Annotated in this window: 18 protein-coding genes; 6 read left to right on the forward strand and 12 right to left on the reverse strand. The window is 56.7% G+C overall.

The window, feature by feature from the left end; translation table 11 throughout:
* The 3 genes from ACMGE0_RS31920 to ACMGE0_RS31930 all read left to right on the forward strand — a co-directional run.
* Window positions 1–2,197, forward strand: a 2,197-nt coding sequence (locus ACMGE0_RS31920; RefSeq protein ID WP_436819893.1) for a TonB-dependent receptor, incomplete at its 5' end; no start/stop codon positions are given.
* Window positions 2,198–2,268: 71 nt separating this feature from the next.
* Entirely contained in the window at window positions 2,269–3,072 is an 804-nt protein-coding gene (locus tag ACMGE0_RS31925; RefSeq protein WP_436819894.1) for an AraC family transcriptional regulator, read from the forward strand.
* Window positions 3,073–3,998: 926 nt separating this feature from the next.
* The gene (locus ACMGE0_RS31930) at window positions 3,999–4,403 is read left to right on the forward strand and encodes a hypothetical protein (protein WP_436819895.1); all 405 of its coding nucleotides are present in this window, start codon (window positions 3,999–4,001) and stop codon (window positions 4,401–4,403) included.
* A gap of 483 nt (window positions 4,404–4,886) precedes the next feature.
* Here the strand turns inward: ACMGE0_RS31930 and ACMGE0_RS31935 are convergent, their stop codons facing one another.
* The 12 genes from ACMGE0_RS31935 to ACMGE0_RS31990 form a co-directional block, all read right to left on the reverse strand.
* The gene (locus tag ACMGE0_RS31935) at window positions 4,887–6,314 is read right to left on the reverse strand and encodes an aldehyde dehydrogenase family protein (RefSeq protein ID WP_436819896.1); all 1,428 of its coding nucleotides are present in this window, start codon (window positions 6,312–6,314) and stop codon (window positions 4,887–4,889) included.
* Between the two features lie 165 nt (window positions 6,315–6,479).
* Window positions 6,480–6,890 carry a winged helix-turn-helix transcriptional regulator gene (locus ACMGE0_RS31940; RefSeq protein ID WP_436819897.1) on the reverse strand — a complete coding sequence of 137 codons (411 nt, stop codon included), beginning with the start codon at window positions 6,888–6,890 and terminating at the stop codon, window positions 6,480–6,482.
* A 187-nt stretch (window positions 6,891–7,077) separates the two neighbouring features.
* Window positions 7,078–7,965: a fumarylacetoacetate hydrolase family protein gene (locus ACMGE0_RS31945; protein WP_436819898.1), complete on the reverse strand. Its 888-nt coding sequence runs from the start codon at window positions 7,963–7,965 to the stop codon at window positions 7,078–7,080.
* A 44-nt stretch (window positions 7,966–8,009) separates the two neighbouring features.
* The gene (locus ACMGE0_RS31950) at window positions 8,010–8,942 is read right to left on the reverse strand and encodes a dihydrodipicolinate synthase family protein (RefSeq protein ID WP_436819899.1); all 933 of its coding nucleotides are present in this window, start codon (window positions 8,940–8,942) and stop codon (window positions 8,010–8,012) included.
* A 27-nt stretch (window positions 8,943–8,969) separates the two neighbouring features.
* Entirely contained in the window at window positions 8,970–9,797 is an 828-nt protein-coding gene (locus tag ACMGE0_RS31955) for a shikimate dehydrogenase family protein (RefSeq protein WP_436819900.1), read from the reverse strand.
* Between the two features lie 4 nt (window positions 9,798–9,801).
* Complete coding sequence (locus tag ACMGE0_RS31960; RefSeq protein ID WP_436819901.1) at window positions 9,802–10,605, reverse strand: sugar phosphate isomerase/epimerase family protein; 804 nt, start codon at window positions 10,603–10,605, stop codon at window positions 9,802–9,804.
* Between the two features lie 134 nt (window positions 10,606–10,739).
* Window positions 10,740–11,747, reverse strand: coding sequence for an aldo/keto reductase (locus tag ACMGE0_RS31965; protein WP_436819902.1), 1,008 nt, complete (start codon window positions 11,745–11,747; stop codon window positions 10,740–10,742).
* Between the two features lie 304 nt (window positions 11,748–12,051).
* Window positions 12,052–13,350, reverse strand: a complete 1,299-nt coding sequence (locus tag ACMGE0_RS31970) for an ABC transporter substrate-binding protein (protein WP_436819903.1) — start codon at window positions 13,348–13,350, stop codon at window positions 12,052–12,054.
* Between the two features lie 50 nt (window positions 13,351–13,400).
* Window positions 13,401–14,246, reverse strand: coding sequence for a carbohydrate ABC transporter permease (locus tag ACMGE0_RS31975; RefSeq protein WP_436819904.1), 846 nt, complete (start codon window positions 14,244–14,246; stop codon window positions 13,401–13,403).
* Window positions 14,247–14,255: 9 nt separating this feature from the next.
* A complete protein-coding gene (locus ACMGE0_RS31980) occupies window positions 14,256–15,197 on the reverse strand; it encodes a carbohydrate ABC transporter permease (protein ID WP_436819905.1) in 942 nt (313 codons plus the stop codon).
* Window positions 15,198–15,250: 53 nt separating this feature from the next.
* Window positions 15,251–16,303, reverse strand: coding sequence for an ABC transporter ATP-binding protein (locus tag ACMGE0_RS31985; protein WP_436819906.1), 1,053 nt, complete (start codon window positions 16,301–16,303; stop codon window positions 15,251–15,253).
* Window positions 16,304–16,447: 144 nt separating this feature from the next.
* Window positions 16,448–17,278, reverse strand: coding sequence for an IclR family transcriptional regulator (locus tag ACMGE0_RS31990; RefSeq protein WP_436819907.1), 831 nt, complete (start codon window positions 17,276–17,278; stop codon window positions 16,448–16,450).
* A gap of 186 nt (window positions 17,279–17,464) precedes the next feature.
* Here ACMGE0_RS31990 and ACMGE0_RS31995 point away from each other — a divergent pair, with 186 nt between their 5' ends.
* The 3 genes from ACMGE0_RS31995 (at window position 17,465) to ACMGE0_RS32005 (ending at window position 21,582) form a co-directional block, all read left to right on the forward strand.
* A complete protein-coding gene (locus ACMGE0_RS31995; protein WP_436819908.1) occupies window positions 17,465–18,469 on the forward strand; it encodes a Gfo/Idh/MocA family protein in 1,005 nt (334 codons plus the stop codon).
* Between the two features lie 103 nt (window positions 18,470–18,572).
* Window positions 18,573–19,505: an SMP-30/gluconolactonase/LRE family protein gene (locus tag ACMGE0_RS32000; protein WP_436819909.1), complete on the forward strand. Its 933-nt coding sequence runs from the start codon at window positions 18,573–18,575 to the stop codon at window positions 19,503–19,505.
* Between the two features lie 535 nt (window positions 19,506–20,040).
* On the forward strand, window positions 20,041–21,582 hold the full coding sequence (locus ACMGE0_RS32005; protein WP_436819910.1) for a carboxylesterase/lipase family protein: 1,542 nt from the start codon (window positions 20,041–20,043) through the stop codon (window positions 21,580–21,582).
* Window positions 21,583–21,940 lie beyond the last annotated feature (358 nt).

The raw sequence follows: 21,940 nt of genomic DNA on the forward strand, positions 1-21,940 counted from the left end.
TATGTCCAAGCCCTCATTCGGGCTCAACATCGTCAATCACGCCGTGATCCGGAAGGTGGGTGCAAAACACCGCTTACCGAAGAAGCGCACTTTCCCAAAATCGGGATTGCTCGTATCGACGTGCTGGATCGCCTTGCTGCTGTCGGTCGGCGGCGCGCTTGGACAGGAAGCCGGAAGCGTTCCCGGGAATATCGAGGAATCGACAGTTCTAAAGACCATCACCATCACCGGCCGCAAGACGACTGAAGATCTCAAGGATGTACCGCTGAGTGCATCGGTGATTGAACCCGACAGGCTTGAAACCAGCCCAGCCGATCCGGGAACGGCAATAGCGACTGCTCCAAATGTGCAATGGCAAAGCCAGACGGTTGGCCGACAGTTCTTCTCAATTCGGGGTGTGAGTTCGCTGGGCGCTCCGCTCAATTATTCGGACGGTACCGTCAGCTTCAATGTCGATGGTGTTCCCAACAGTATGATCACGGCATCCAGCCCGCTGTTGGACGTTGATCATGTGGAGATCCTGCGTGGTCCGCAGGGAACTCTCTGGGGCGCGAACTCCTTGGGTGGAGCGATCAACGTCGTCACCAACCAGCCCGATGGCGAACGTGAGGTCAAGGTCACAACCGAAATCGGCGAAACCGGCTACCGTATGGGAGAATTTATCCTTGGTGGAAATATTGTCCCCGACAGTGTGGATGGTCGCCTTGCGGTCCGGTTCACGCATATGGATGGCGATATCGACAGCCTTCACACCGACGACCTCAACGCGCGCATGATCGGCGCCGTGCGGGGTGGGCTGCGTTTCATTGGCCTGGACGACACCACCATAACGGTCAGCGGCAGCTATTTCCGTGACAAGAATACGGCACCGTTCTACGTCCTTGGCAACACATCCGGCTTTCCGATCAGTGGGTCCCTCACGGAACCCGAAAACATCACTAGCCACGGCGATGGCGTCGTTACGATCACCCATAATTTCAACGCATTCGACCTGAACTCGGTGACGTCTGTCCAGCACAACAAGATCGACGGCTATCTCGACAACACCGACACGCTGATTTCCCCTTCGTGGTTTCCAAGCGATCCAGCGCACCTTGTCGACCGGGAGAAGATATACAGCCAGGAATTCCGGTTGAACTCTCTACGGGTTGATCCGATACGCTGGGTAGTTGGTGTCAGTGTGGCTTATTCTGACCTCCACCGTGATTGCTTCGCCACGAATTGTGCTCCTTCCAATACCATCAAGATGACGGCCGATCTGCGCGCTATAAATCTCGGCCTGTTCGGCGATGTTTCCGTGCCCCTTGGAGAGGCCTGGGATTTGTCGGTCGGCGGACGGTTGAGCCATGATGACATAAAGATGCGCAAGGGAACTAACTCCGGTGATCCAAACCTGAGCGGCGAGGGGGCAGTCGATGACACATACCTAACCGGCCGCACCTCGATCGCCTACAAATGGAATGAGAATGCCCAGACCTACGCCTCCATCTCCCGCGGGCAATCGACACCCATCTATCCGCTGTTCGGCTATCCGACCACCGGCGTCCTCGATGATCCGTATCCCGCTGCCAAGGGTTGGACTTACGAAGTCGGGACCAAGGTTTCTTTGTTCAATGATCGCCTTCAGCTTGATGGAAGCGTCTTCTACAACGATATCAAGAACGGAACGGTCTTCTATGTGGACCCGGCCGCCATGGCGCTGGCGGCGACCTATCAGGATTACGAGACGTCTGGCTTCGAGCTTCAGGCGCGAGCGGAAGTTGCCGACGACTGGGTGGTCACTGGTGGCGTCGGCTACACCCATTCGAAACTGGGAAGGAGCGGTGCCAATGCCGGCATGGAAGGCAACCAGGTGCCCAATATACCGGAATGGAGCGTGACTGCGGGTCTGGAATACTCGACGCCGGTTTCCGTCTTCAATCTGGATGGTGAAGTGACAGCCGCAGTCCAATACCAATTTAACGGCAAACGCGCGGCGGATGTGGCCGACACCTTTGACCTTTCTTCCTATAGTCTTGTGAATGCGCGGTTAGGCTGGAAGAATACCGGTGGCGATTTCGAAATCTACGGTTTCGGCCGCAACCTGTTTGATGAGCGTTACGAGACATTTGCGTCGGCGGGCTTTACCGCCGGCGACCGATATGTCGGGGTCGGGCGCGGTAGAATTCTCGGGATCGGGATGAGCAAGAGCTTCTAAGTGCTTTTCATCAGGCCGTATCGCTTCATGGAGTTCACTCGCCGTAAGGACGAGCAGCATTGGGATAACAGATGTCCATTTTCGATTTTCCCATAAGCCATGTGGATCCGGATATGCTGAGACGGTCGCTCGTCACTCTCGGCATGGTCACGGTCACTGACGGATGGAGGAAGGAGCTGCACTGCCACCGAAAAGGTTCACTGATCTTCACGGTGAAAGGACTGGTAACTTGTGAGGCCGAGGGAGGCCTGTGGATGATTCCGCCGCAATGCGCCTTCTGGATTCCGGGGGGCACCATGCACGCTCCGCACATAGCAGGCGACCTTGAATGTTATACGGTGTTCATAGAACCGGATCGAGTGCCGTCGATGTTTCGAGCCTGTGCAACGATTCATGTAACGCCCCTAATGAAAGAGCTGATCCTGCGGACGGCGACCTTTCCCGAAGACTACCCATTGGGGGGACCGGAGGACCGAGTAGTTCAGGTTCTGGTGGATGAACTGTCAGCTGTGTCGGGAGAGAGCCTCTTCTTTCCCATGCCGGTTTCCCCAAAGCTGCGTTCGCTTGCGTCCATGATGATGAACGCTCCATCCGATAAGGCCACTCTGGGAGAATGGGCGTCGCGAGTGGGGTTGAGCGAACGAACTCTCAGCCGGTTACTGCTGGCGGAGACTGGAATGAGCTTCGGTCGCTGGCGGAGGCAGCTTCATATTCTGATTGCCCTGAAGCGGCTCAGCGCCGGGGACACGGTCCAGAACGTCGCCTTCGATCTCGGCTATGAAAGCTCCAGTGGCTTCGTCACCATGTTCCGCAAGATCCTTGGCAAGCCGCCAGGAAAATATCTTCACGAGCGCAATATTGGAAAACCATTCTGACACGGCGGTCTGCCCGACCTGCCTCTTTGGCTGCATCGAGAAAGCATTTGGCCGACGCTCGGCATGACCTAGCCGGAGTGCCAATCTACCTTGGCCGCGCATTGAGGATGCTCGTAAAAACCGTGCGCGAGGCAGCATTGAGCTTCGACACGCCAACGTTTCCGCTCCATCTGGCTTCATTCCGCCGATACGTACCCAATGAAGAGGTCCGGACCTTGTTGTCTTCACTATGCTACCTGCCGCAGCCTCCTCAATCGAGAACTCCCTTCTGGGGCGTTGTCGCTAGCATGGGCTATCTTGTGTTTTGTTGCGCAGGTGTTGTCGCGAGGAACCTCGGTTGCGCCGTATCGGATGTGCCGTTCGCCGACGGGCTGTGCCAAATCGTCTGTTCGTTAGAAAATCAAATTTATCTGCTCGCCGCAACCCAGGCTTTCTAGGACGACCAAGCGCGATCATCGCATTGTCGTTCACGCAGATCGAGGCGTCGCGTCGGCATCGGGCGTCGGTCGCAAATCCAGGTGGTCCCGCAAACGCGGGCTACACCGTCTGTTGATATCGCTCCCATCCAGCCGAGGGTGACAAACGGGCCCTAGTTGCGGAGAAAACCGAGCACGTCGGATAGAAGACCGAGCCGGAATAGCCTGCCGAACTGTATGAGGCGCGACGAGTATGACGGTGAGTCCTCCTCGTTCGGACTCCACTCTCCGTCAGGCACGCACGGCCTTTGATCTGCTTGCGATTTTTGTTGCTCTTATATTCGACGATGGATGCCTTGATATCAACGACAAGTGGCAAGGCATGCTCGCTTACCGCCGGTCTTGGCGGGATCGCTTTATGAAACGGCAGCATCTCGCAATGACCTCGGGCACCGGCAGAGATACGCTGGATGATATTTTTATCCGTTTTGCTGGTAAGGATGACGGCACATGTCGATGGACAGCTCTAATTTTCCTTTCGTCTGGATGAGCCTCCCGGATGATTCAGAAAAGAATTTCAGACAGGGATTCGAGGAATTCGAAGCGAACTTGAAACGCGGCGAAGTTTTCGTCCTGTTGGCCAATTCCGCTCCGGCCGAAGATCGTGAACATAGCCAGGAGGAAAAGAAATACACGTCCCTCTGGATGAAAAAGCACAAAGCCGAACTGCGCAAGTTGGTCCTGGCAATGATCGTAATTGAGCCGAGCGCCGCGAAGAGGGTTGCCTTCAAGGCCTTTGGCATGGTCTTCGCGAAATTCTGGGGTTATCCGTTGATGCTTGCCTCCTCCCGTGAGGAGGCCTTGGAGACCGCCGAAAAACTGCTGTCGCGGAGTCGTAAATGGGGCGCCACCTGATGGCGCGTAAGCATTTCTATTCAAGGGTATGGGCGGCATCCGGAATGTAAGGGACACCTCCGGATGCCATTCGTGAAGTCTCCTGGGGGCTGAAGACTTCGGAAGATGAAAACGGATGCTGTCGAAGACACCGTTTGCTTCGCAAACTATCAGATCCGCAGGCGACGTCATTGCTCAATCCGGACGAATGCTTTCGAGATCCTGCCAATCGGTCTTTGCGGGTAGGTCCATCCGACCGGGCGAGTATTGTCCGTCAGGTGAGTTTTTACTTCATACTGATCTGAAATCGGCAGAACGCTCTATCCGCCAGCGCCCCTTCTATTCTCTTCCGTGCCGGGGCGAAAGATCGAGAACAGATGGCGCTGCAAGAACGCATCGCCGCTTTCGAAAAGTACTGACAGATCACGGTTCCTCCGCCGGCGGTGGGAAGAAAGAGCAGGATCAATTGAGTTCCGGGCATCCATTATCAAACTCCTTCAGCTGTCAAGCTGCCTCACGGAAACCGATGATGGCCTTGGTCTCAAGGAATTCAGCGATCGCCATCGGACCCCATTCACGTCCGTTGCCGGACTGCTTGTAGCCCCCGAAGGGCGCAGCCAGATCAAGATTAACATTATTCAAGTACACTTGGCCGGCACGCAGGCGACGCGCGATACCTTCGGCCGCAACCCGCTCACCCTGAACATACGCAGCAAGGCCGTAGGTCGTGTCGTTGGCGATCCTCACCGCTTCCTCTTCGTCGGTATAGGCGATGATGACCAGAACTGGTCCGAAGATCTCTTCACGCGCGATCGTCATGTCGTTGCGCACCTCAGCGAAAACCGTAGGCCGAACGTAGTAGCCAGCGTCGAGCCCGTCTGCACGGCCGAGCCCTCCGGTCACAAGCGTGGCGCCTTCGTCGAGACCCGACTGGATGAGACGCTGGATCTTGTTCCATTGCGCTTCCGAGGCCACCGGCCCCATCTTTGCATTGGAAGAAGGATGGCCGACAGACCAAGTTTCAGCGGCCGCCTTAGCATAGCTGATTGCTTCGCCAACCTGATCGACATGGACCAGCATCCGAGACGGTGCGCTGCAGGACTGTCCGCTGTTCAGCATCATCTGCGCTACGCCGCCTTCGACAGCTGATTTGAGGTCAGCGCTACGCAGAACGATGTTGGGAGACTTCCCCCCAAGCTCCTGGTGCACCCTCTTGACGGTAAGCGCACCGGTGCGAGCCACTTCTATCCCAGCCGCGGTTGAGCCAGTGAAGGAGACAAGGTCCACATCGGGATGGCTCGTCAATGCATTGCCAACAACGCGTCCGTTACCATGAACGAGATTGAACACGCCTTTGGGAACTCCGGCTTCATGCAGGATCTCAGCAAGGATCGTACCGGAAAACGGGGCGACTTCAGACGGTTTCAATACAACGGTGCAACCCGCAGCAAGCGCAGGTGCCACCTTTGCGGCCATCAGCATCAGCGGCCAATTCCAGGGCGTGATCAGAGCACAAACGCCAATGGGCTCGCGCACGACTTCGCTTGTGCCAAGAGGCTCATCAAAACGGTAGGTCTCAAGCGCTGCTCGTGCAATCTTGAAATGGGCAACGCCCACGGGTGCCTGCAATTGTTCAGCCAGCCATTGCGGCGCACCCATTTCATCCGTCACCGCCGACGCCAAGTCGCCAATTCGTTTCTCGTAAGCAGCAATAACTCGGTCGAAGAGCGAAATTCGCTCCTCAATCGAGGTGAGGGAATATGTTTCAAACGCCTTTCGCGCGGCTGAAACAGCGTCGTCCACGTCACTCGCATCGCCCAGCACGACTTGACCAATAACGGTTTCGTCCGCGGGGTTGATAACATCGATTACGTCTGTGCCCCTGGGCTGCACCCAGGTTCCGTCGATATAGAATTGAAGATTGTTGCGCATGAATATGCTCCATCATTGTTGACGGAGACATAAGTATATTTCGTACATCTGGCGTCAATCAGGCACTTAAAGTAGCCGTGGTAGGACACAGTATACCTGGTCCGAGTTCTCTTTTCCCGAACCGCCGCGAGCCGTATCGGACCTCCTGCAGTCGCTCTCGTCGCGTCACAGGCGTAACTGGATTAGCGATCTGTCCGCGCCCTTCTCCCCGCCATCTTTGCTGTCGAACGCCTCTCTTGCTGCGGTGACCTCCGGCAGTTTAACCAGTGTCCATTTGTGCAGTTCCTGGAGTGGCTCCCGTAACGTCTTGCCGAGTGGCGTCAGCTGATATTGCACCGCGACCGGCGAGAGTGAGATCACCTCTCTCGCTATCAGGCCGTTGCGTTCAAGGCGACGGAGGCACTGAGTGAGGGCCTTTTGCGTGACGCCTTGCAGCCGACGGCGAATGGCGTTGAAGCGCTGCGGTCCCTCATCGAGAACCGCAATCACCATCATCGACCACTTATCAGCAATCTGATCGAACAAGGCCCGGCTCGGGCATTCAGAAGAAAAGCAGAGCGGTTCCAGTTCAAGCATGTCGGTTTCCTTCGCTATACCTAGGCGACTTGAGGTGCCTGATTGGCGCTAGGTTTACAACATATACCTATAGGCCCGTTAAACGCAACGGAGTTCTATCGATGTCTGGTCCTGATACAAGCAGCTTGGTTTGGCTATTTCAGATGACACATGGTCAATCCGGTCCGTTTGCTTTTTTGAGCAGGCCTTAAGACAGGGCAAAATTCAGCGAAGCATACTCGCCCAGTTGAATGGAAACCTGGCAACGATCGTGAACGTCAACAGCACCACAAAGGCTTCCCGTTGTGATGATTGCGCCCGCTCTGAGCGACGAGGCGGGCCTGGATCGGTCATTCGCGTACTCGCAGAGCCAAGTCAGAACGTCTCTCGTGGGATGCTGAGCGGCATTGTCGAAAGCGACCTGCTTGTTGAGCCATAGCTTGAGGGGAATATTCGACCCGGGCTGAAGGACTGCTAAGGGTAGGGCCGGCCCTCTTACATAGCCAGCATTTCCAAGCCGGTCGGCCAGAAAAGCCGGGAAGGAGACGTTGCCGCCTTCCGCAATGCCGCTCCAAACCAGTTCTGCGCCAAGATACACGTGGGAAACTGCGGCCTCGATATCGCTCCGCTCGTAGGCTCTATCCGTTCGAACAGGAATATCCTTGCCGAGCCTTACCGCAATTTCGACCTCGATTTTCATACCTTTGCGCCAAGGGACTGCCGCATCGGATGGTTCATCTAGGTAAGGATGCAGCGGAGCGACGATCGGACGACCGTCGGGCGATTTGGCCACCTTCCACGCGGAGACGTCCGCTCCTTCAAGTTTCGATAACTGTCTCTGTACCTCCACTGCGTCCTCAATCGCTGAAGGCAGCGAGGTCAGCTGATTTGTCAGAACCTGACGATCTTCGAGACGAAGACTGCGGAGTTGATGAGCCAAAGCAATAATATCTGGAGCGTGCATATGGGTTTTCTCTGGAAGGTCAGTTGGACGGCCTTGCTCGAACGATAACAGTTTGAATCGCTCGACCTTGCCGCGCTTAAAGGGGAAGTTGCTCGGCGAATGGTCACACTTGTTGAGGGCGTGGGTCCCCATTTCCATGCCCTTAAACGCAACAACGTTGATGGTGACTGTATTCGTTACGACGCTTGGCTGATCCGCTCGCGAAACCTGGCCGTTCCCTGTTGAATATGATCCAGGAGATCCATGATTGCCCAGTGACGCTCGGCAATGTCATAATCGGTGACTCGAGAATACACGCTCTCGAAGGTGCCGAGGCGCTTATGCCAGACCTTGGCGAGCCCGGGATAGCCCATCGGCTCAGCCATCGCCGCAAGCGCCAGGAAAATTTCAAGTTCGCGACGGAGATCACTGTCGTTGGAAGCATGCTTGTAAAGCCAGACGTATAGGTCTGGGTGGATATTGGTGAAGACGCCAGAGAAGCCCTTCGAACCTGCCCGCATAGCGGCTGCGGCGATGGCCGCATTGGCATTGACGACCGCAAAGCCAGAATCGCCGGAGAGTGCGACGCGTCGCTTGACCGTTTCAAGATCGCAGGAGACATCCTTCAGTGTTACGAAGCGGCCGGTGTCGCGGCAAAGCTTGAACTCGTCGTCGCTCAAGAGACGGCGATAGGGAGCCGGGCATTCGTACAAGCCGAGGGCCAAGTCGCTCGGGAGCCAACTCAAGATGGCATCGAGGCTGGAACGAAATGCCTCGGTTCCTGCGTTCCCGGTGTCGAGCCTGTTGCTGACCAGGACAAGGGCATCGATGCCCGTCTCAGCCATCGCCACCAGTTCGGCACGCTGGTCATCACGGCTCTCGCTGATGTGTCCCGAAGAGATTACGGGCACACGCCCGGCTGCCAGCGCGACTACCTTTTTGGAAAGCTCAACTCGCTCTTCCAAGGACAACTTCTGCATTTCGCTGGACTGGCAGACTGCGAAGAGCGTATCTGCGCCATTGGCGATATACCACTCCACAAGTCGCTCGAGACCCTCCCAATCGATCCGATTATCCGGAGTGAAAGGGGTTATCATAACGGGAACGATCCCTTGGCCTTTGATCTTCATAACGTAATCTCTCGCTATTTTCTTTGGTTAAAGTGCAGTTCCTGCCGGCAAACCTGCCGCAAAACCTGCCATCAGGCGGATCTGCGCGCGCAGCATGTCATTGCCGTCAGATACCGTTGCACCGGCTGCCTTGGCGGCGCGCAATAGGGCAGTCTCGCCGCTCAAGCTGGCGATATCAGCGATGAGCATTTCAGGCCGTATCGCGGCAGCTGGCATAGGAAAGACGCTGTCTCCCTTGACGCCGATCGGAGAGGCATTGATGACGATATCGTAGTCCCACCCTGTCGATCCATCGACCGGAACTGCGCATTCTTCGCCACGAAAGGTGTTGACCATATTCGCGGTAAAAGCGACGGACTCGGCCGAAAGATCCATAAGATCGATCTTCCCCACGCCTTCTTCAGCCAAAGCAAAGGCGATCGCACGGCCTGCTCCGCCCGCTCCGACAATCAGCACACGGGCGCCGCGCAGCCGCGTTTTCGCCTCGCCAAGTCCTTCAACGAAGCCCACCCCATCAAAGAGTGCGCCATTCATCTGGCCGTCCGCTCCACGCTGGACGCAGTTGACGGCACCGACTGCCTTTGCCGTCGGCGTGAGGGTTGAACACCTCTTGGCAGCCGCGACCTTGTGAGGGATCGTGGTGCTGATACCGCAGAGGTTGGGAATGGCGGAGAAGATATCCCATGCCGCCGCGAAGTGTTCGGCGGTTATCAGGAATGGCACTGCGTAGATGTTAACTTCGGCGGCGGCAAAGATCGGGTTAATCAGGCGCGGCGTCTGTACCTGGTGGATTGGATCTCCAAACACAGCATAGATACGCGAGTTGCCATCAAGGTTGGGAATATTCGCCCGCATGGTTTTATTCCTTGTTGAACAGGCTGCGGCAGCGACCGATCGCAATGTCCATCACCTCCGCCGGGTCGCGAGACCACCAGTCGGCGGAGAAGATTTCCACCTCCACCGCGCCATTGTAGCCGGCATCTCGCATCATCGTGTGGATGCCGCGCAGGTCAATAATCCCATCTCCCATCATGCCTCGATCGGTCAGGAGATGCCGCGTAGGGATCAGCCAGTCGTTGACATGAAATCCAAAGAGCCGGCCTGCCTTGCCCGAACGCTCGATTTCGGCTCCCAGTCGCTCGTCCCACCAGCAATGATAGACATCGACAACCACTCCGATGCCCGGTCCCAATGCTTCGCACAAAGAATTTGCATGGGAGAGGCTGGAGATGACGGTGCGGTCGCCCGTGAGCATAGGATGAAGTGGCTCAATGGCGAGCTTCACTCCAATCTTGCATGCGCGCTCGAGGACTTTGCCAACCAGATCCTCGATCCGTCGTCTTGCCGAATTCAAATCCTTTTCATTGTCTCGCAAGCCTCCCGTAAACAGGAAAACATGATCAGCCTCAAATCTGGCTGCTCGCTCAAGCTCCGCCTCAGCCCGGTCAAGGCAATCCGCTGCTAACGGCCCAACGCGATTATATCCTGAGACCGTCATCCCGAAATCATGTAAAGCAGAGAGAGCGTCTGTCTCGCCGACCTTGGCAATTTCGTCTCCCCAAATGGAAACGGTCTGAAGCCCTCGCTCCGAGCAGAGTCGAAGAAAGGTCAACATATCTGCTCTCTCGCGCACTGTGGCGTGGTTGAAGACAATGTTTGTCATCGGCCCCCTCGTAATGTTTGACTACCAATGTTCCTGCGCGGCTGGGCCGCAGCCGCAGTATCAGGATCGTGTTATTTGTTGGGAACCGACGGACTTCTGACCTGACAACCAAGCTCCGTCTTGATTGGCTGTTGCTAGCCGACCTTCCCCACGTAGCGACGAACTTCCGGCGCGAGCCATGGAGAAACATAGCCACGGTCAGCTTCTTCGATCAGCGCTCCCGGCGGAACAAGTTCGTCAATCTGGTCGAGTGTCGGCGCTTTAAGAACTGCTTCGAACCCGGCCTCCATGCCCTTGAACTGCTCGAGTGTGCGTGGCCCGAGGATCACGGAGGTTACCGCTGCATGCGCGAGCGGAAACGCCTGAGCCATGTGCATGAGGGACAAGCCAGCCTCAGTTGCGACGCGTTCAAGTTCTGGAAGCAGTTCCAGTTTGCGCTTGTTGCCCTCGCGCTGCATGTCGAAGCGGGTTTGCAGGATAGGATAGTGTTCTCCCCACTGCCCTTTGACGCGCTCGGCCCGGGAACCAGACGGCGTGGAGCCATCGGCTTTGTATTTGCCGGTTAACCAGCCGCCGTTCAGGGGACTCCAGGCGGTAAATCCCATACGATAGTGTTGAACTGCGGGAAGGGTTTCTCTCTCTGCGGCGCGTTGAAAGATCGAGTAGGGCGAACTCTCATTGATGAACCGTGCCGTCTTGTTCAATCGGCTAACCGATTGTGTCTCCGCAAGGTACCAGCTCGGCAGTGTCGAGGAGCCGATGTAACGAACTTTGCCTTGGGTTACCAGGTCGCTAAGAGCGCCCAGTGTCTCATCGAGATCAGTTTGAAGGTCGGGCCGATGCATTTGGTAAAGATCAATATGATCAGTATTCAGCCGGCGCAGGCTGTTTTCGACCTGCTTCATAATCCAGTAGCGTGATCCGCCCTGTTCGTTGCGTCCTTCACCGGCCGCCAGACGAAACTTGGTTGCGAGCACCACGTTGTCTCGACGACCTGCAATTGCTTTGCCGACGATCTCTTCGGCCTCTCCGTGGGAATAAGTGTCCGCCGTATCGATGAAGTTGATGCCGCGGTCCAAGGCATGGTGCACGATGTCTATGCACTCTTTTTCGTCAGTATTCCCATCTGATCCGTAGCTCATGGTCCCCAGCATGTATTCGCTGACCTGAACTCCCGTCCTCCCAAGGTAACGATACCTCATAACCGGCGCCTCTCTGCAAGTTGGAAAGCGGCTCGATGCGGATGGTGTTCACCCACGATCTGCAATCGCTGGGCACACCGAGGCCGTCGGCCTATTTCAGCTGTCGAAAGCCTGAACACGGGCCGTCGAAACCACCAATCTTCGCGTCGACGATTGGCGACGCGCGTGATGGCAATGTCTTGGCAGCGGCTGGATGGGGGACTATTCACCCCCCACCCAGCATTTCTTCTGCAGTTAAGTCGACTTACTGCGCCTTCGCGAGTGCCGCGTCATACCGCTCGATCAGCTCATCGTAAGCATCTGCCGGCGAACCGTCTTTCAGGATCATTCTCTGGAAAGCTTCGCCCAGGATGGTGTGATACGTGGAGAGGATAGGGGTATAGGCAACGGTTTGGCCACGCTGGGCCACCAGGTCAGCCCACTGCTTTTGATCCTTACCCGCATCGCTCTGGAAGTATGGAGCAGTGTATGCCGACTTGCGCGACACCACTTCACCACCCTCGGCTGCGAAGGCTTGCGCTTCTGGAGACACCATGAACTTCACGAAGGTCCAAGCGGCATCCTGATTGGCAGTCTTCTTGTTGATCGCGATATTGTAGCTGTAGACCGTCTGTTTGTCGTTTGCCGTATACCCCGGCGCCGGCGCCCAGGCCAGATCATCACCGCCGCCCTGCTGCTGCACCGTCTTATAGCGATAAAGGCCAAATACTGCCGTCGCCGCACTGCCAGACCGGAGCGCGTCGTGCAACTCGTTGAATCCCATCTGGGCGCTGCGCAGGGGAGTTACCTTGCACGTCGTGTAGAAGTCTTTGATCGTTTGCGCCGCTTTGATGAACGAGTCTTTCGAAAAGGCAATCTTGCCATCAGCGGTGAAGTATTCACCGCCATTTCCAGGCAGCATTGTGCTCAGGAAGAATTCTCCGAGGCTCTGAGCACCACCGAGGCCGCCGGTAGCGCCGAGCGGAACTGCGAACGGGATCGTGTCGGATTCGCCGAACTTGGCACCTAGTGCACACACTTCATCCCAAGTTGTCGGCGGTTTCACTCCGGCCTTCTCCAAAACGCTTTTGCGATAGAAGAGGATCGGAATGCGAAAATCCTGGGGAAGAGCATAGAGCTTTCCGGCAACTTTTGTGCTCGACAGCGGCAGGAGCCAATCCTCATCGGGAATGCCGTCCTTCTTCACCAGATCATCGAGTTCGAGAAGATTTCCAGTGGCCGCAAATTCCGAAACAGCAAAGCCGACGACGCGGATCACGTCTGGTGTCTGGCTGCCGGACTTGATCGCACGCGATGCTGTTTGCCCGGTTGGATCGACAAGAAACTTAACCTTGATGTCAGGGTATTTCGCCTGGAAAGCGTCGACCATCTTGGTCTGAGCTGCGGACCGTGGGTCCTTCGAATTGTTTGGATCCAGAAACGTCTGGTAGATGATTTCCGTGCTCTGGGCAAAGGCTTGCGGAGCAAGGAAAGTCAGGGCGGCGGTACTAACTCCGAGCGCCGCCACCGCTTTGATGAGTTGGCGTTTTGATGTGATTTGCATGCGTCTTCCTCCCAGTTTGAACGAGTTGCGTGAACGTTGCATGTAAGTCATCAGCCTTTGACGGCGCCTGCCGTCAGCCCGGAGATGAACCACTTTTGAACGAAGCCGAACATGAGAATGACCGGCATCGATGCGATCATGACAAAGGCCATCATGTAGGACCAAGAGATGCCGATGGCGTCGAAAACCTGATTGACAAGGGCGACCTGCAGGGTCCGCTTTGCTACCTCGGGCGCAAAAACTGCGACGGTAATGTAGTCGTTCCAGGTGGTCACAATGCCGATCGTCGCGACGGCTGCTATACCCGGACGAATCAACGGCAAAATCAGGCTCCAGATAATTTGGAACCGGGACGCGCCATCGATCATGGCCGAGTCCTCGATTTCTACCGGAACGGCTTCGACGAAATTTGCGATGAACCAAACGGTCTGCGGAATGATCCTCGCGGAAAGGATGATCGTCACCACGATCCCGCTATTGAGCAAACCGACCGCTTCCAGCAGATAATAGGTCGGAACAAGCAAAGCGACGCCTGGCACCATCGAGGTCGCAAGAACGACCAGCATCAAGGTGCGCTTGCCTTTGAAGGAAAAGCGTGCAGCAGCGTAGCCTGCCGGAATTCCGACGAGAAGAGCGATGATCACGGCGCCGACTGAGTACGCAACAGAGTTCCAAAGATCGTTCAGGAACGCCGCGTCCTGGAAGACCTTGATGTAGTTCTCCAGAGTAGCCGTACTTGGCAAGATTGTCGGGGGAACAGCAACCGCTTCCACTTCCGTCTTGAAGGAGGTCGCGAAAGCCCAAAGCACTGGCCCGAGAACGATGATGGCGATCAGGAGCGATCCCAAGATCGCTGGGATCTGGCCGCTTGAGCGGTTCGAAAGAGCGTTACTCATATTGCAACCCTATCCCGTAACGCGGCCGGTGAGCCGGCTGTAGAGAACGCCAAGCGCGACATTGATGAGAAGCACGACGATCGAGACGACGGCGGTCGGTCCGATGTTGACCGCCTGAACCGTCCCGCGGAAAGCTTCGAAACTCAGCGTGGTCGTCGATCCCAGCGGCCCGCCGCCAGTCATGACAATGATCAAGGTCATCAAGGTCAGGTACATGATGGAAAGTGTCAGCGCTGTGCTCCCCAAGGTGGGAAGGATTTCAGTGAGCGTGACGTAACGGAACTTCACGAATGCCCCCCCTCCATCGATCTCTACGGCTTCGTAAAGTTCTTTCGGGATGGACTGCATGGCTGCTGTCGCCATCACCATCACATATGGGAACGACCACCAGGCTGTAACGATAATGATAAGAGGCAAGGCCATTCCCGGGTCCCCCAACATCAATCCGGGATCAACACCCAGCTTCTGGATCACGTAAGGTATCGGGCCAAACGAGGGGTTGAGGAGCCAGAGCCAGATGCTGCCGACGACCGACATGGACAGCGTCCAGGGAAAGAGGATGAAAACGCGCAGCGCAGAACCCGTAACCCCCGCACGGTTTAAAACCAGCGCTGAGGCCATTCCAAGAATAATGGCGCCTGCTAGAGATCCGACGACGTAGGCTAAGGATATGAACGTCATGTCCCAGAACTCGGACGAGCTCAGAACTTCGACGTAATTAGCGAGACCCGCGAAGCCTACGAGATCGTAATATTTCGTTTTCTGGAAGCTCAACCAGATCACAAAGATCGTTGGATAGAGCGTCACAAGAAACAGGATCAGAACAGCAGGGGTAAACCAAAGAAAGGGTGTCCAACTAAAGCGGTTTGCGCCGTCAGTGGCGTCTACGACGTCGCTTGCAAGTGTCGTCCCGCTTTGGTTAGCGCTGACTTGTAGCGGAGGTATCGACATTCGATTACTAATCCAGTGTGGGCGTCTCAGCCAGAGTGGAGGTCGTCGCGTGCTCAGGACAGTCGACGGCCGGTGCTCTCGCTGAAGAGATGAACGCGTGAAAGGTCAGGGGCTACGGTGATGGTCTCGCCGACTTTCGGCAGAACTCGATCTCGGAAGATGCAGACAATGGTCTGCGAACCATGCCGAGCAATGATCTGCGTTTCCGACCCTGTTGGTTCGACGACCGTGACGGTGAGGGGCATTCCCTCGTCACTTAGGGTGAGATGCTCAGGACGAACCCCGTAAATCACCTTTTCCGATGTATCAGCGAGGCTCGCAGGTAGGGGAAGTGTGTGGCCGTCCTCAAGAACGAACCGACCTTGCTCGACTTTGCCATTAAGGAAGTTCATCGACGGCGACCCGATGAAACCGGCGACGAATATATTGGCCGGGTAATCATACAGCTCAAGCGGCGCACCGACTTGCTCGACATGGCCGTCGTGCATGACGACGATCTTGTCGGCCATAGTCATTGCCTCCACCTGGTCATGGGTCACGTAGACGGTCGTGGTTTTCAGCCGCTGATGCAGTTCCTTGATCTCAGCGCGCATTTGCACGCGCAACTTCGCATCAAGGTTAGAGAGCGGTTCGTCGAACAGGAAAACTTGTGGATTGCGAACGATGGCTCGGCCCATCGCAACACGCTGACGCTGGCCGCCCGAGAGTTCGCGAGGATAGCGATCAAGGAGTTTCGTGAGGCTGAGGATTTCTGCTGCTCGTTGTACGCGCGTCGCCCGCTCCTCTCGGGGCGCCTTTTTGAGCTTCAAGGAGAAGCCCATGTTTTCCGCAACGGTCATATGCGGATAAAGGGCATAGTTCTGGAAGACCATCGCGATATCTCTGGCCTTGGGAGGAACATCGTTGACGGTGCGCCCCCCAATCTGGATCTCGCCGCCTGAGATGTTTTCCAGGCCCGCGATCATCCTCAGCAGAGTTGACTTTCCGCAACCCGAGGGCCCGACCAGGGTTACAAATTCCCCTTCATTGATGTCGACGGACACGCCATGAAGCACCGGTACGGCGCCGTATGCTTTGCGAACGGACTTGAGCTCGACCCTAGCCAACTGTTTCCTCCTACCGGCCACCGAGGCGGCCACATATCCCAAGGCGATCTCTCTGATCACTATCGGAACGTTATTCCATTAAGAACGGTAGGTGTCAACAGAGGACAGCGACGCGTCAGGCGCATCGTTGGCGAGAAAAATTATTTAGATAATGTTTCCAATGATTTGTGAACTTCTCGAAGCGTTGGTTTGCGAGCTAGGGGAGGCGATCCGATACGGCCAAAGCTGCGAAAGTTCCTCGGCAGTGGCTTTCACCTGTTCCGCTAACTGCGGGAGTACAGGCGGGGAAAAGTGGTGGATGGGTCCTGCAATGCTCACCGTTCCAACAACCTGGCCTCCAACGCGAATGACAGCAGCAACAGCGGCGACGCCGGGTTCAGCTTCCTCGATCGCTGTGGCCCATCCCCGTTCTTCCGTCTCATCCAAAGCTGCAGAAAATGTCTGCTTAGACGTGATAACACGCGGACCACCCAGGTCTGTCCGTCCCAATCCACTGGCAACTGCCCTGGCCAACGCCTCCTCCCGATCTAGCGTCGCGAGCCAGGCTTTTCCGTTGGCGGTCGTGTGCAAAGGGACCTTTGCAACGAGTTCCGGCTGGTAAATCAGGCCGGACCGCATTCCTTGCGAATGAGCGATCCACGTCAAACCATCTGGATCGAGGATCGCAATCCTGCCAAGTCCCTTGGTATTGCTGGCCAATCGGTCAAGAATCGGTTGGCAGATATCGGGGATTCTTGTCCCGGCCAGCAGGCGCTGGCCCATTACAGCGAGGCGCAACGAAAGCCGGTAGAAACCGTTCTCGGGATCCTGTTCGGCCCAACCCAAGTCACACAGACTGTTGAGCAAGCGATGCGCCGCGCTCTTTGGGACGTCCAGCCGGCGACTAATTTCGCCTAGTGACAGCCCAGTGGCGTTCTCACTCAACAGCGTGATGACCTCGAAACAACGGTCTAGAAGGGATTTGACAAGGCGCATGGTACCACGATATTCGGTTTATCGGAACGATATTCCAATAGCATTGCGAGAGGCGTTTCACAAGGAGCCGCTTGAACGACTGTTAGCACATCAGCCCGCGCGCCGTCGGACCTCATCCGGCGACCGCACTTGATCTGTTTAATCATGGCTCCTCACCTTGATAAACCCGCAATAAACGGAGCCGAGATGAAGATCGCAGTATTCGACGTCAGCCACTGGCATTTTCCGCTATACCTTCCTGCGCTGAAGGATTCGGGTATCGAGGTAATCGGCCTATCGGACAGCGCCTCATTTGCTGGGGCTCGTTTTTCCGATCTACTCAACTGCAAGCTCTATGGCTCCAATGATGAGCTCATCAGCCAGGACTTCGACTTCGCGCTCGTGTTTAGCCGTCATTCCGACATGGCCGAACTCGCAGAACGTCTCATCGCGAAAGGCAAGCCTTTTCTCATAGAAAAGCCATGCGGGGTAAATCTCGAGGAAGTTCGTCGTATCCGCAACCTGTCCGAGAAACACGGCATCTTCGTGAGCGTGCCTCTCATTATGCGCGTGAGCGACCTGGGCGATCGCCTCTCGCCGGCTGCAGGATTCACCCCGGAAGGGTTCCAGCATCTTTCCTTCAGGTTTATCGTGGGGTCGGTGGCTCGTTATGAGCGAAACGGGTGCGGTTGGATGCTTGACAAGGCCCTCGCGGGAGGGGGGTCGATGCTGAATGTTGGGGTGCACTTCATCGACATGATCTCAAATCTTACACATTCCCCGATCACCCAGGTCTCGGGCCACGTCCAGATTTTCCGACCTGATGTGACAGTCGACGAACAAGCTGTCTTCACCTGCCGCACTGGTGCAGGACAGATCGGCGTGATCGAGACTGGCTATCTGTATCCGTCCACAGCCGAGGATCAGCGAGATTTTGCGTTCTCGATCTCGCATCGTCAGTCTTACATTCGCGGCTACGCCGACCAGTACTTCGCAAAGTCGCGTGAAAGCGAGAGGGCGAGCTCGACGGCAATCGAATACAATACGGATGAATACTATCCGGTTTTCCTTCGCCGTAGTTGGGCGGATCTCGCGAATGGTCGCCCTCCCGTTGCAGGCTTGCTCGAAGCGGAGCGAGCGCTGGCCGTCATTGAGGCGGGTTATCGTTCGGCGACAAACCGGGGAGTGCCCGAGCACGTGGAGACCAGCTAGTTCGCCACTGAAATTAACCTTCAGTGGCGCTACTGGATGAAGCTCGCCGGATCCTCGCACTAAATTGCTATGCTGACCTTTCCCTTCAGCGCTCGCCCATTCTATGACGAAACCTGACATCGAGATCATTGCCACGGGACTTCACTTTCCGGAAGGACCCGTCGAACTCCCCGACGGCTCGATCGCCGTCGTTGAGATCGGTCGCGGCAGGATCGTGAGGATCAGGGAAGGTGGAAAACAGGACGTATTGGCGGTCACCAACGGCGGTCCTAACGGGATGGCTTTAGGGCCGGATGGAGCGCTGTACGTTTGCAATAATGGAGGGTTCTCCTGGAAACAGGAGGGCGATTGGTTGCGTCCGGTCGGCTTGGCTGCGGACTACACCGGCGGCTCGATCCAGAAAGTCGACGTGGCTACAGGCGAGGTCACGACCTTGTACGATAAGTGCGACGGCCGAAAACTCAGCGGCCCTAATGACATCGTTTTCGATGATCAGGGCGGCTTTTATTTCACTGACACGGGCAGGGTCCGGGAGTTCCACCGGGACCACGGCGCTGTCTATTACGGAAAAGCCGATGGCAGTTCGATAAAGAGGGTGGTGTGCCCGCTTCTTGCACCAAACGGAATTGGCTTGTCGCCCGATCTTTCGACGCTTTACGTCGCCGAAATGGAAACAGCACGGCTGTGGAGCTACGCCATCGCTGAGCCGGGGGTAGTCCATAAAAGACCTTTTCCGAGCCAGAGCGGCGGCGAGCTCGTTATCGGACTTGGAGGCTTCCAGCGGTTCGACAGCCTGAAGGTCGCAGCTTCAGGTAACATCTGTGTTTCGACCTTATTGACCGGCTGCATAACGGTGATTTCTCCACAAGGCGAGCTGCTCGACCAAATTTGGATGCCGGAGATCTATCCGACGAATTTGGGCTTTAGTGGGCAAGACTTGCAAGATGCCGTCGTCACCCTGTCGCTGACAGGTCAGGTTGGCCGGCTCCGTTGGCAGGAGAGAGGCTTACGATTGCAACACCAACGAAAAGGATAGTTTGCACAGCTCTAGGTCATGTTGAAGGCCTCGAATTACAATGCCGTTGCGGACCTGTTGGCGATAACAGTTGGCAAAAGCCGCCGCGTGATCGACCAAAGCCTCCTGATAATCCCCTTTAGCGCCCACAGCCCGAGGGCGCCGCGAACAGTGGTGCTTTCGATCATGTGCTGCCAGTCATCCGGACCCCGAGTTCGACAACGGTCGCAAGGAGAGCGCGACTGAGGCATAAGGCCTCCCTCTTCCGCTGTATGCGATTTCCAGCTCCTGTGGCTATGAACCAGAGACTGAATGAAATCGCTCTAGCGCAGGATCGATGTCTGCTTTCGGATCGGAGCCAAACGTCATGATATGACCGCCTGTAGAGACGGAAAAAGCAGTTTACATTGATGGAACGGCGTTCCATTATGCGTTCGGGACTGGCCTATTGGCAGCGGATCTCGAAGCCCTTGTCGCACGAAGTCTCGACGCCCTGAAGGCCGCTCGCTCAACGCTGGCCTAGATTCACCGTTTCGTAAAAGCAGCAGGAGGAATGATGTTCAATCGACGCGAACTCATGAGGGGGGTGGCCGCCACCGGCCTTTTCTTTGGAACGGGGCAGAAGGCGATGGCGCAAGGTATGGGCGCGGGCCAGACCGATTATCCGGGCGGTTATAGAGAAAGTGTCGAACCGGTACCGGAGGGGAGGCCAACTTTCGCCACTGTTCGCGAAGGTCTGCTAGAAGGCGTCGCGGCGGCGAATGGAATTCGCTATTTCCGTGGAATCCCTTACGCTGCCCCGCCGGTCGGCACGCTTCGGTTTAAGCGGCCCGCACCGCATCCTGGATGGCTCGGGACCCGCAAAGCCGTCGAGAACCCGGCGGCTCCGATCCAGTCGCACCGGGATTTGGTAAGCAGTAACGCCCCGTCGGATACCAGGGTCAGCGAGGACTGCCTTACGCTCAGCATCACCGCCCCATCGACGGCCGGTCCGCATCCCGTCTATGTTTTCTTTCATGGCGGCGGTAATTTCTCTGGCTGGCAGCTGGAGGACCGTGTGGATGGCGCTAGTTTTGCCCGCGATGGCGTAGTTTTCGTCACAGTCGGCTATCGCGTCGGCATCCTCGGCTTCCTCGAGCTCGGCAAGCTGATCGGCCCGGACTATGCCGGAAGCGGCAACAATGCGATATGGGACCAGATCACCGCCCTGAAATGGCTGCGCGCAAACATCGGCGCGTTCGGCGGAGACCCGGACCAATTAACGATAGGAGGCCAGTCGGCAGGCGCGTTCGACGTATGCGCTATGCTTGGCGCGCCGTCCACCACCGGACTATATCGCGCGGCCATCTCGCAAAGCGGCGGCGATGGCACAGTCCTTACAAAGGACGAGGTATTCGCTTCGGCCGACCGCGTGGCGACCGCCTTTGCGAAAAAGGGCATTCAGGGCCGTGATATCCTGACAGCGCCAGTGGAGCATTTCTTCGACAGGGTGCCAGGTTTCCAGAACGCCGCTTTTGTCGATGGGGAGTTGCTGACCGCGAAACCCCGTGAAGCGACCGCGTCAGGCGTCAACAAAGACGTCTCGCTGCTCATCGGGTGGGATCGCGACGAGATTGCCGGCATGGGAAACGACGCGTCGGGACCGCTCTTTGAAAGATTCAAGGCCTTGAACCCTGGCTTGACAGATGAGCAATGGAAGCGCCGGTTCGGAGCCACCCGCCTTTTTGGCGCGCCAAGCTGGATCATGGCCGATAGCCATGCATCGGGGGGCGGATCGACTTATGCCTACTATTGGACATGGGCCCCCACCAGCGGCAGGAATGCCGGCTTTGCCTTCCACGGGGCGGAAATGTCCTACGTGTTCGACAATGTCGAGGCTTTGAGGGCGCGTTACATCGTTCCCGACGCCGCGATCCAGGCGCGCGCCACCGCAATGCACGCGCTGTGGGTCAATTTCATCAAGACCGGAAAACCCACGGCACCGGGAGTTCCCGCCTGGCCGCAATGGACGCCTTCGTCGCGCCGTTATCTCGAGATCGACAACGGCTTTAGAATTTCAGAGTTGCCGCATGCCCACATCGCGCTGTGGCGCGATTAGGCAACTAACAAAAATCCGGCTGCCCGGGGTTACATACGAGGTCGATGACGGCAGCTTCGGGCCGCCGTCATTGTAGATCGACGTCAACCGCTTGCGGTCGCGCTTTGGAGGTCCCTATTCATGGCGGGTCTTTTTCGAGAACACCATGTGGGCGGCGTAAAGGATCCCCGGTGCTGGCGAAGGCGAGTCAGGCGAAGCGAACTTGGGCCCTAGTCGCTCCTGCTCCGAGCCGGAGCCGAGGTAGTGCTAGACTAGCACGTTTTGGAAGGCGTAGGCGGCGTCGATCGAGTGGCGCGCCTCAAACCGCCCGCTCTGGATCAGCGTCCCGTGTCATGAGGTACAGGAACGCCGTCCGCTT

It is taken from the genome of Neorhizobium descurainiae (assembly GCF_051400715.1).
GTDB lineage: Bacteria > Pseudomonadota > Alphaproteobacteria > Rhizobiales > Rhizobiaceae > Neorhizobium.

Bases quoted from the DNA above. Each gene is read 5' to 3' on its own strand.
- ACMGE0_RS32000 (WP_436819909.1), top strand. From the start codon at position 18,573: ATGACGAAACCTGACATCGAGATCATTGCCACGGGACTTCACTTTCCG.
- ACMGE0_RS31930 (WP_436819895.1), top strand. From the start codon at position 3,999: ATGTCGATGGACAGCTCTAATTTTCCTTTCGTCTGGATGAGCCTCCCG.
- ACMGE0_RS31970 (WP_436819903.1), bottom strand. From the start codon at position 13,350: ATGCAAATCACATCAAAACGCCAACTCATCAAAGCGGTGGCGGCGCTC.
- ACMGE0_RS31980 (WP_436819905.1), bottom strand. From the start codon at position 15,197: ATGTCGATACCTCCGCTACAAGTCAGCGCTAACCAAAGCGGGACGACA.
- ACMGE0_RS31995 (WP_436819908.1), top strand. From the start codon at position 17,465: ATGAAGATCGCAGTATTCGACGTCAGCCACTGGCATTTTCCGCTATAC.
- ACMGE0_RS31950 (WP_436819899.1), bottom strand. From the start codon at position 8,942: ATGAAGATCAAAGGCCAAGGGATCGTTCCCGTTATGATAACCCCTTTC.
- ACMGE0_RS31925 (WP_436819894.1), top strand. From the start codon at position 2,269: ATGTCCATTTTCGATTTTCCCATAAGCCATGTGGATCCGGATATGCTG.
- ACMGE0_RS31965 (WP_436819902.1), bottom strand. From the start codon at position 11,747: ATGAGCTACGGATCAGATGGGAATACTGACGAAAAAGAGTGCATAGAC.
- ACMGE0_RS31955 (WP_436819900.1), bottom strand. From the start codon at position 9,797: ATGCGGGCGAATATTCCCAACCTTGATGGCAACTCGCGTATCTATGCT.
- ACMGE0_RS31945 (WP_436819898.1), bottom strand. From the start codon at position 7,965: ATGGGGACCCACGCCCTCAACAAGTGTGACCATTCGCCGAGCAACTTC.
- ACMGE0_RS31960 (WP_436819901.1), bottom strand. From the start codon at position 10,605: ATGACAAACATTGTCTTCAACCACGCCACAGTGCGCGAGAGAGCAGAT.
- ACMGE0_RS31975 (WP_436819904.1), bottom strand. From the start codon at position 14,246: ATGAGTAACGCTCTTTCGAACCGCTCAAGCGGCCAGATCCCAGCGATC.
- ACMGE0_RS31990 (WP_436819907.1), bottom strand. From the start codon at position 17,278: ATGCGCCTTGTCAAATCCCTTCTAGACCGTTGTTTCGAGGTCATCACG.
- ACMGE0_RS32005 (WP_436819910.1), top strand. From the start codon at position 20,041: ATGTTCAATCGACGCGAACTCATGAGGGGGGTGGCCGCCACCGGCCTT.
- ACMGE0_RS31935 (WP_436819896.1), bottom strand. From the start codon at position 6,314: ATGCGCAACAATCTTCAATTCTATATCGACGGAACCTGGGTGCAGCCC.
- ACMGE0_RS31940 (WP_436819897.1), bottom strand. From the start codon at position 6,890: ATGCTTGAACTGGAACCGCTCTGCTTTTCTTCTGAATGCCCGAGCCGG.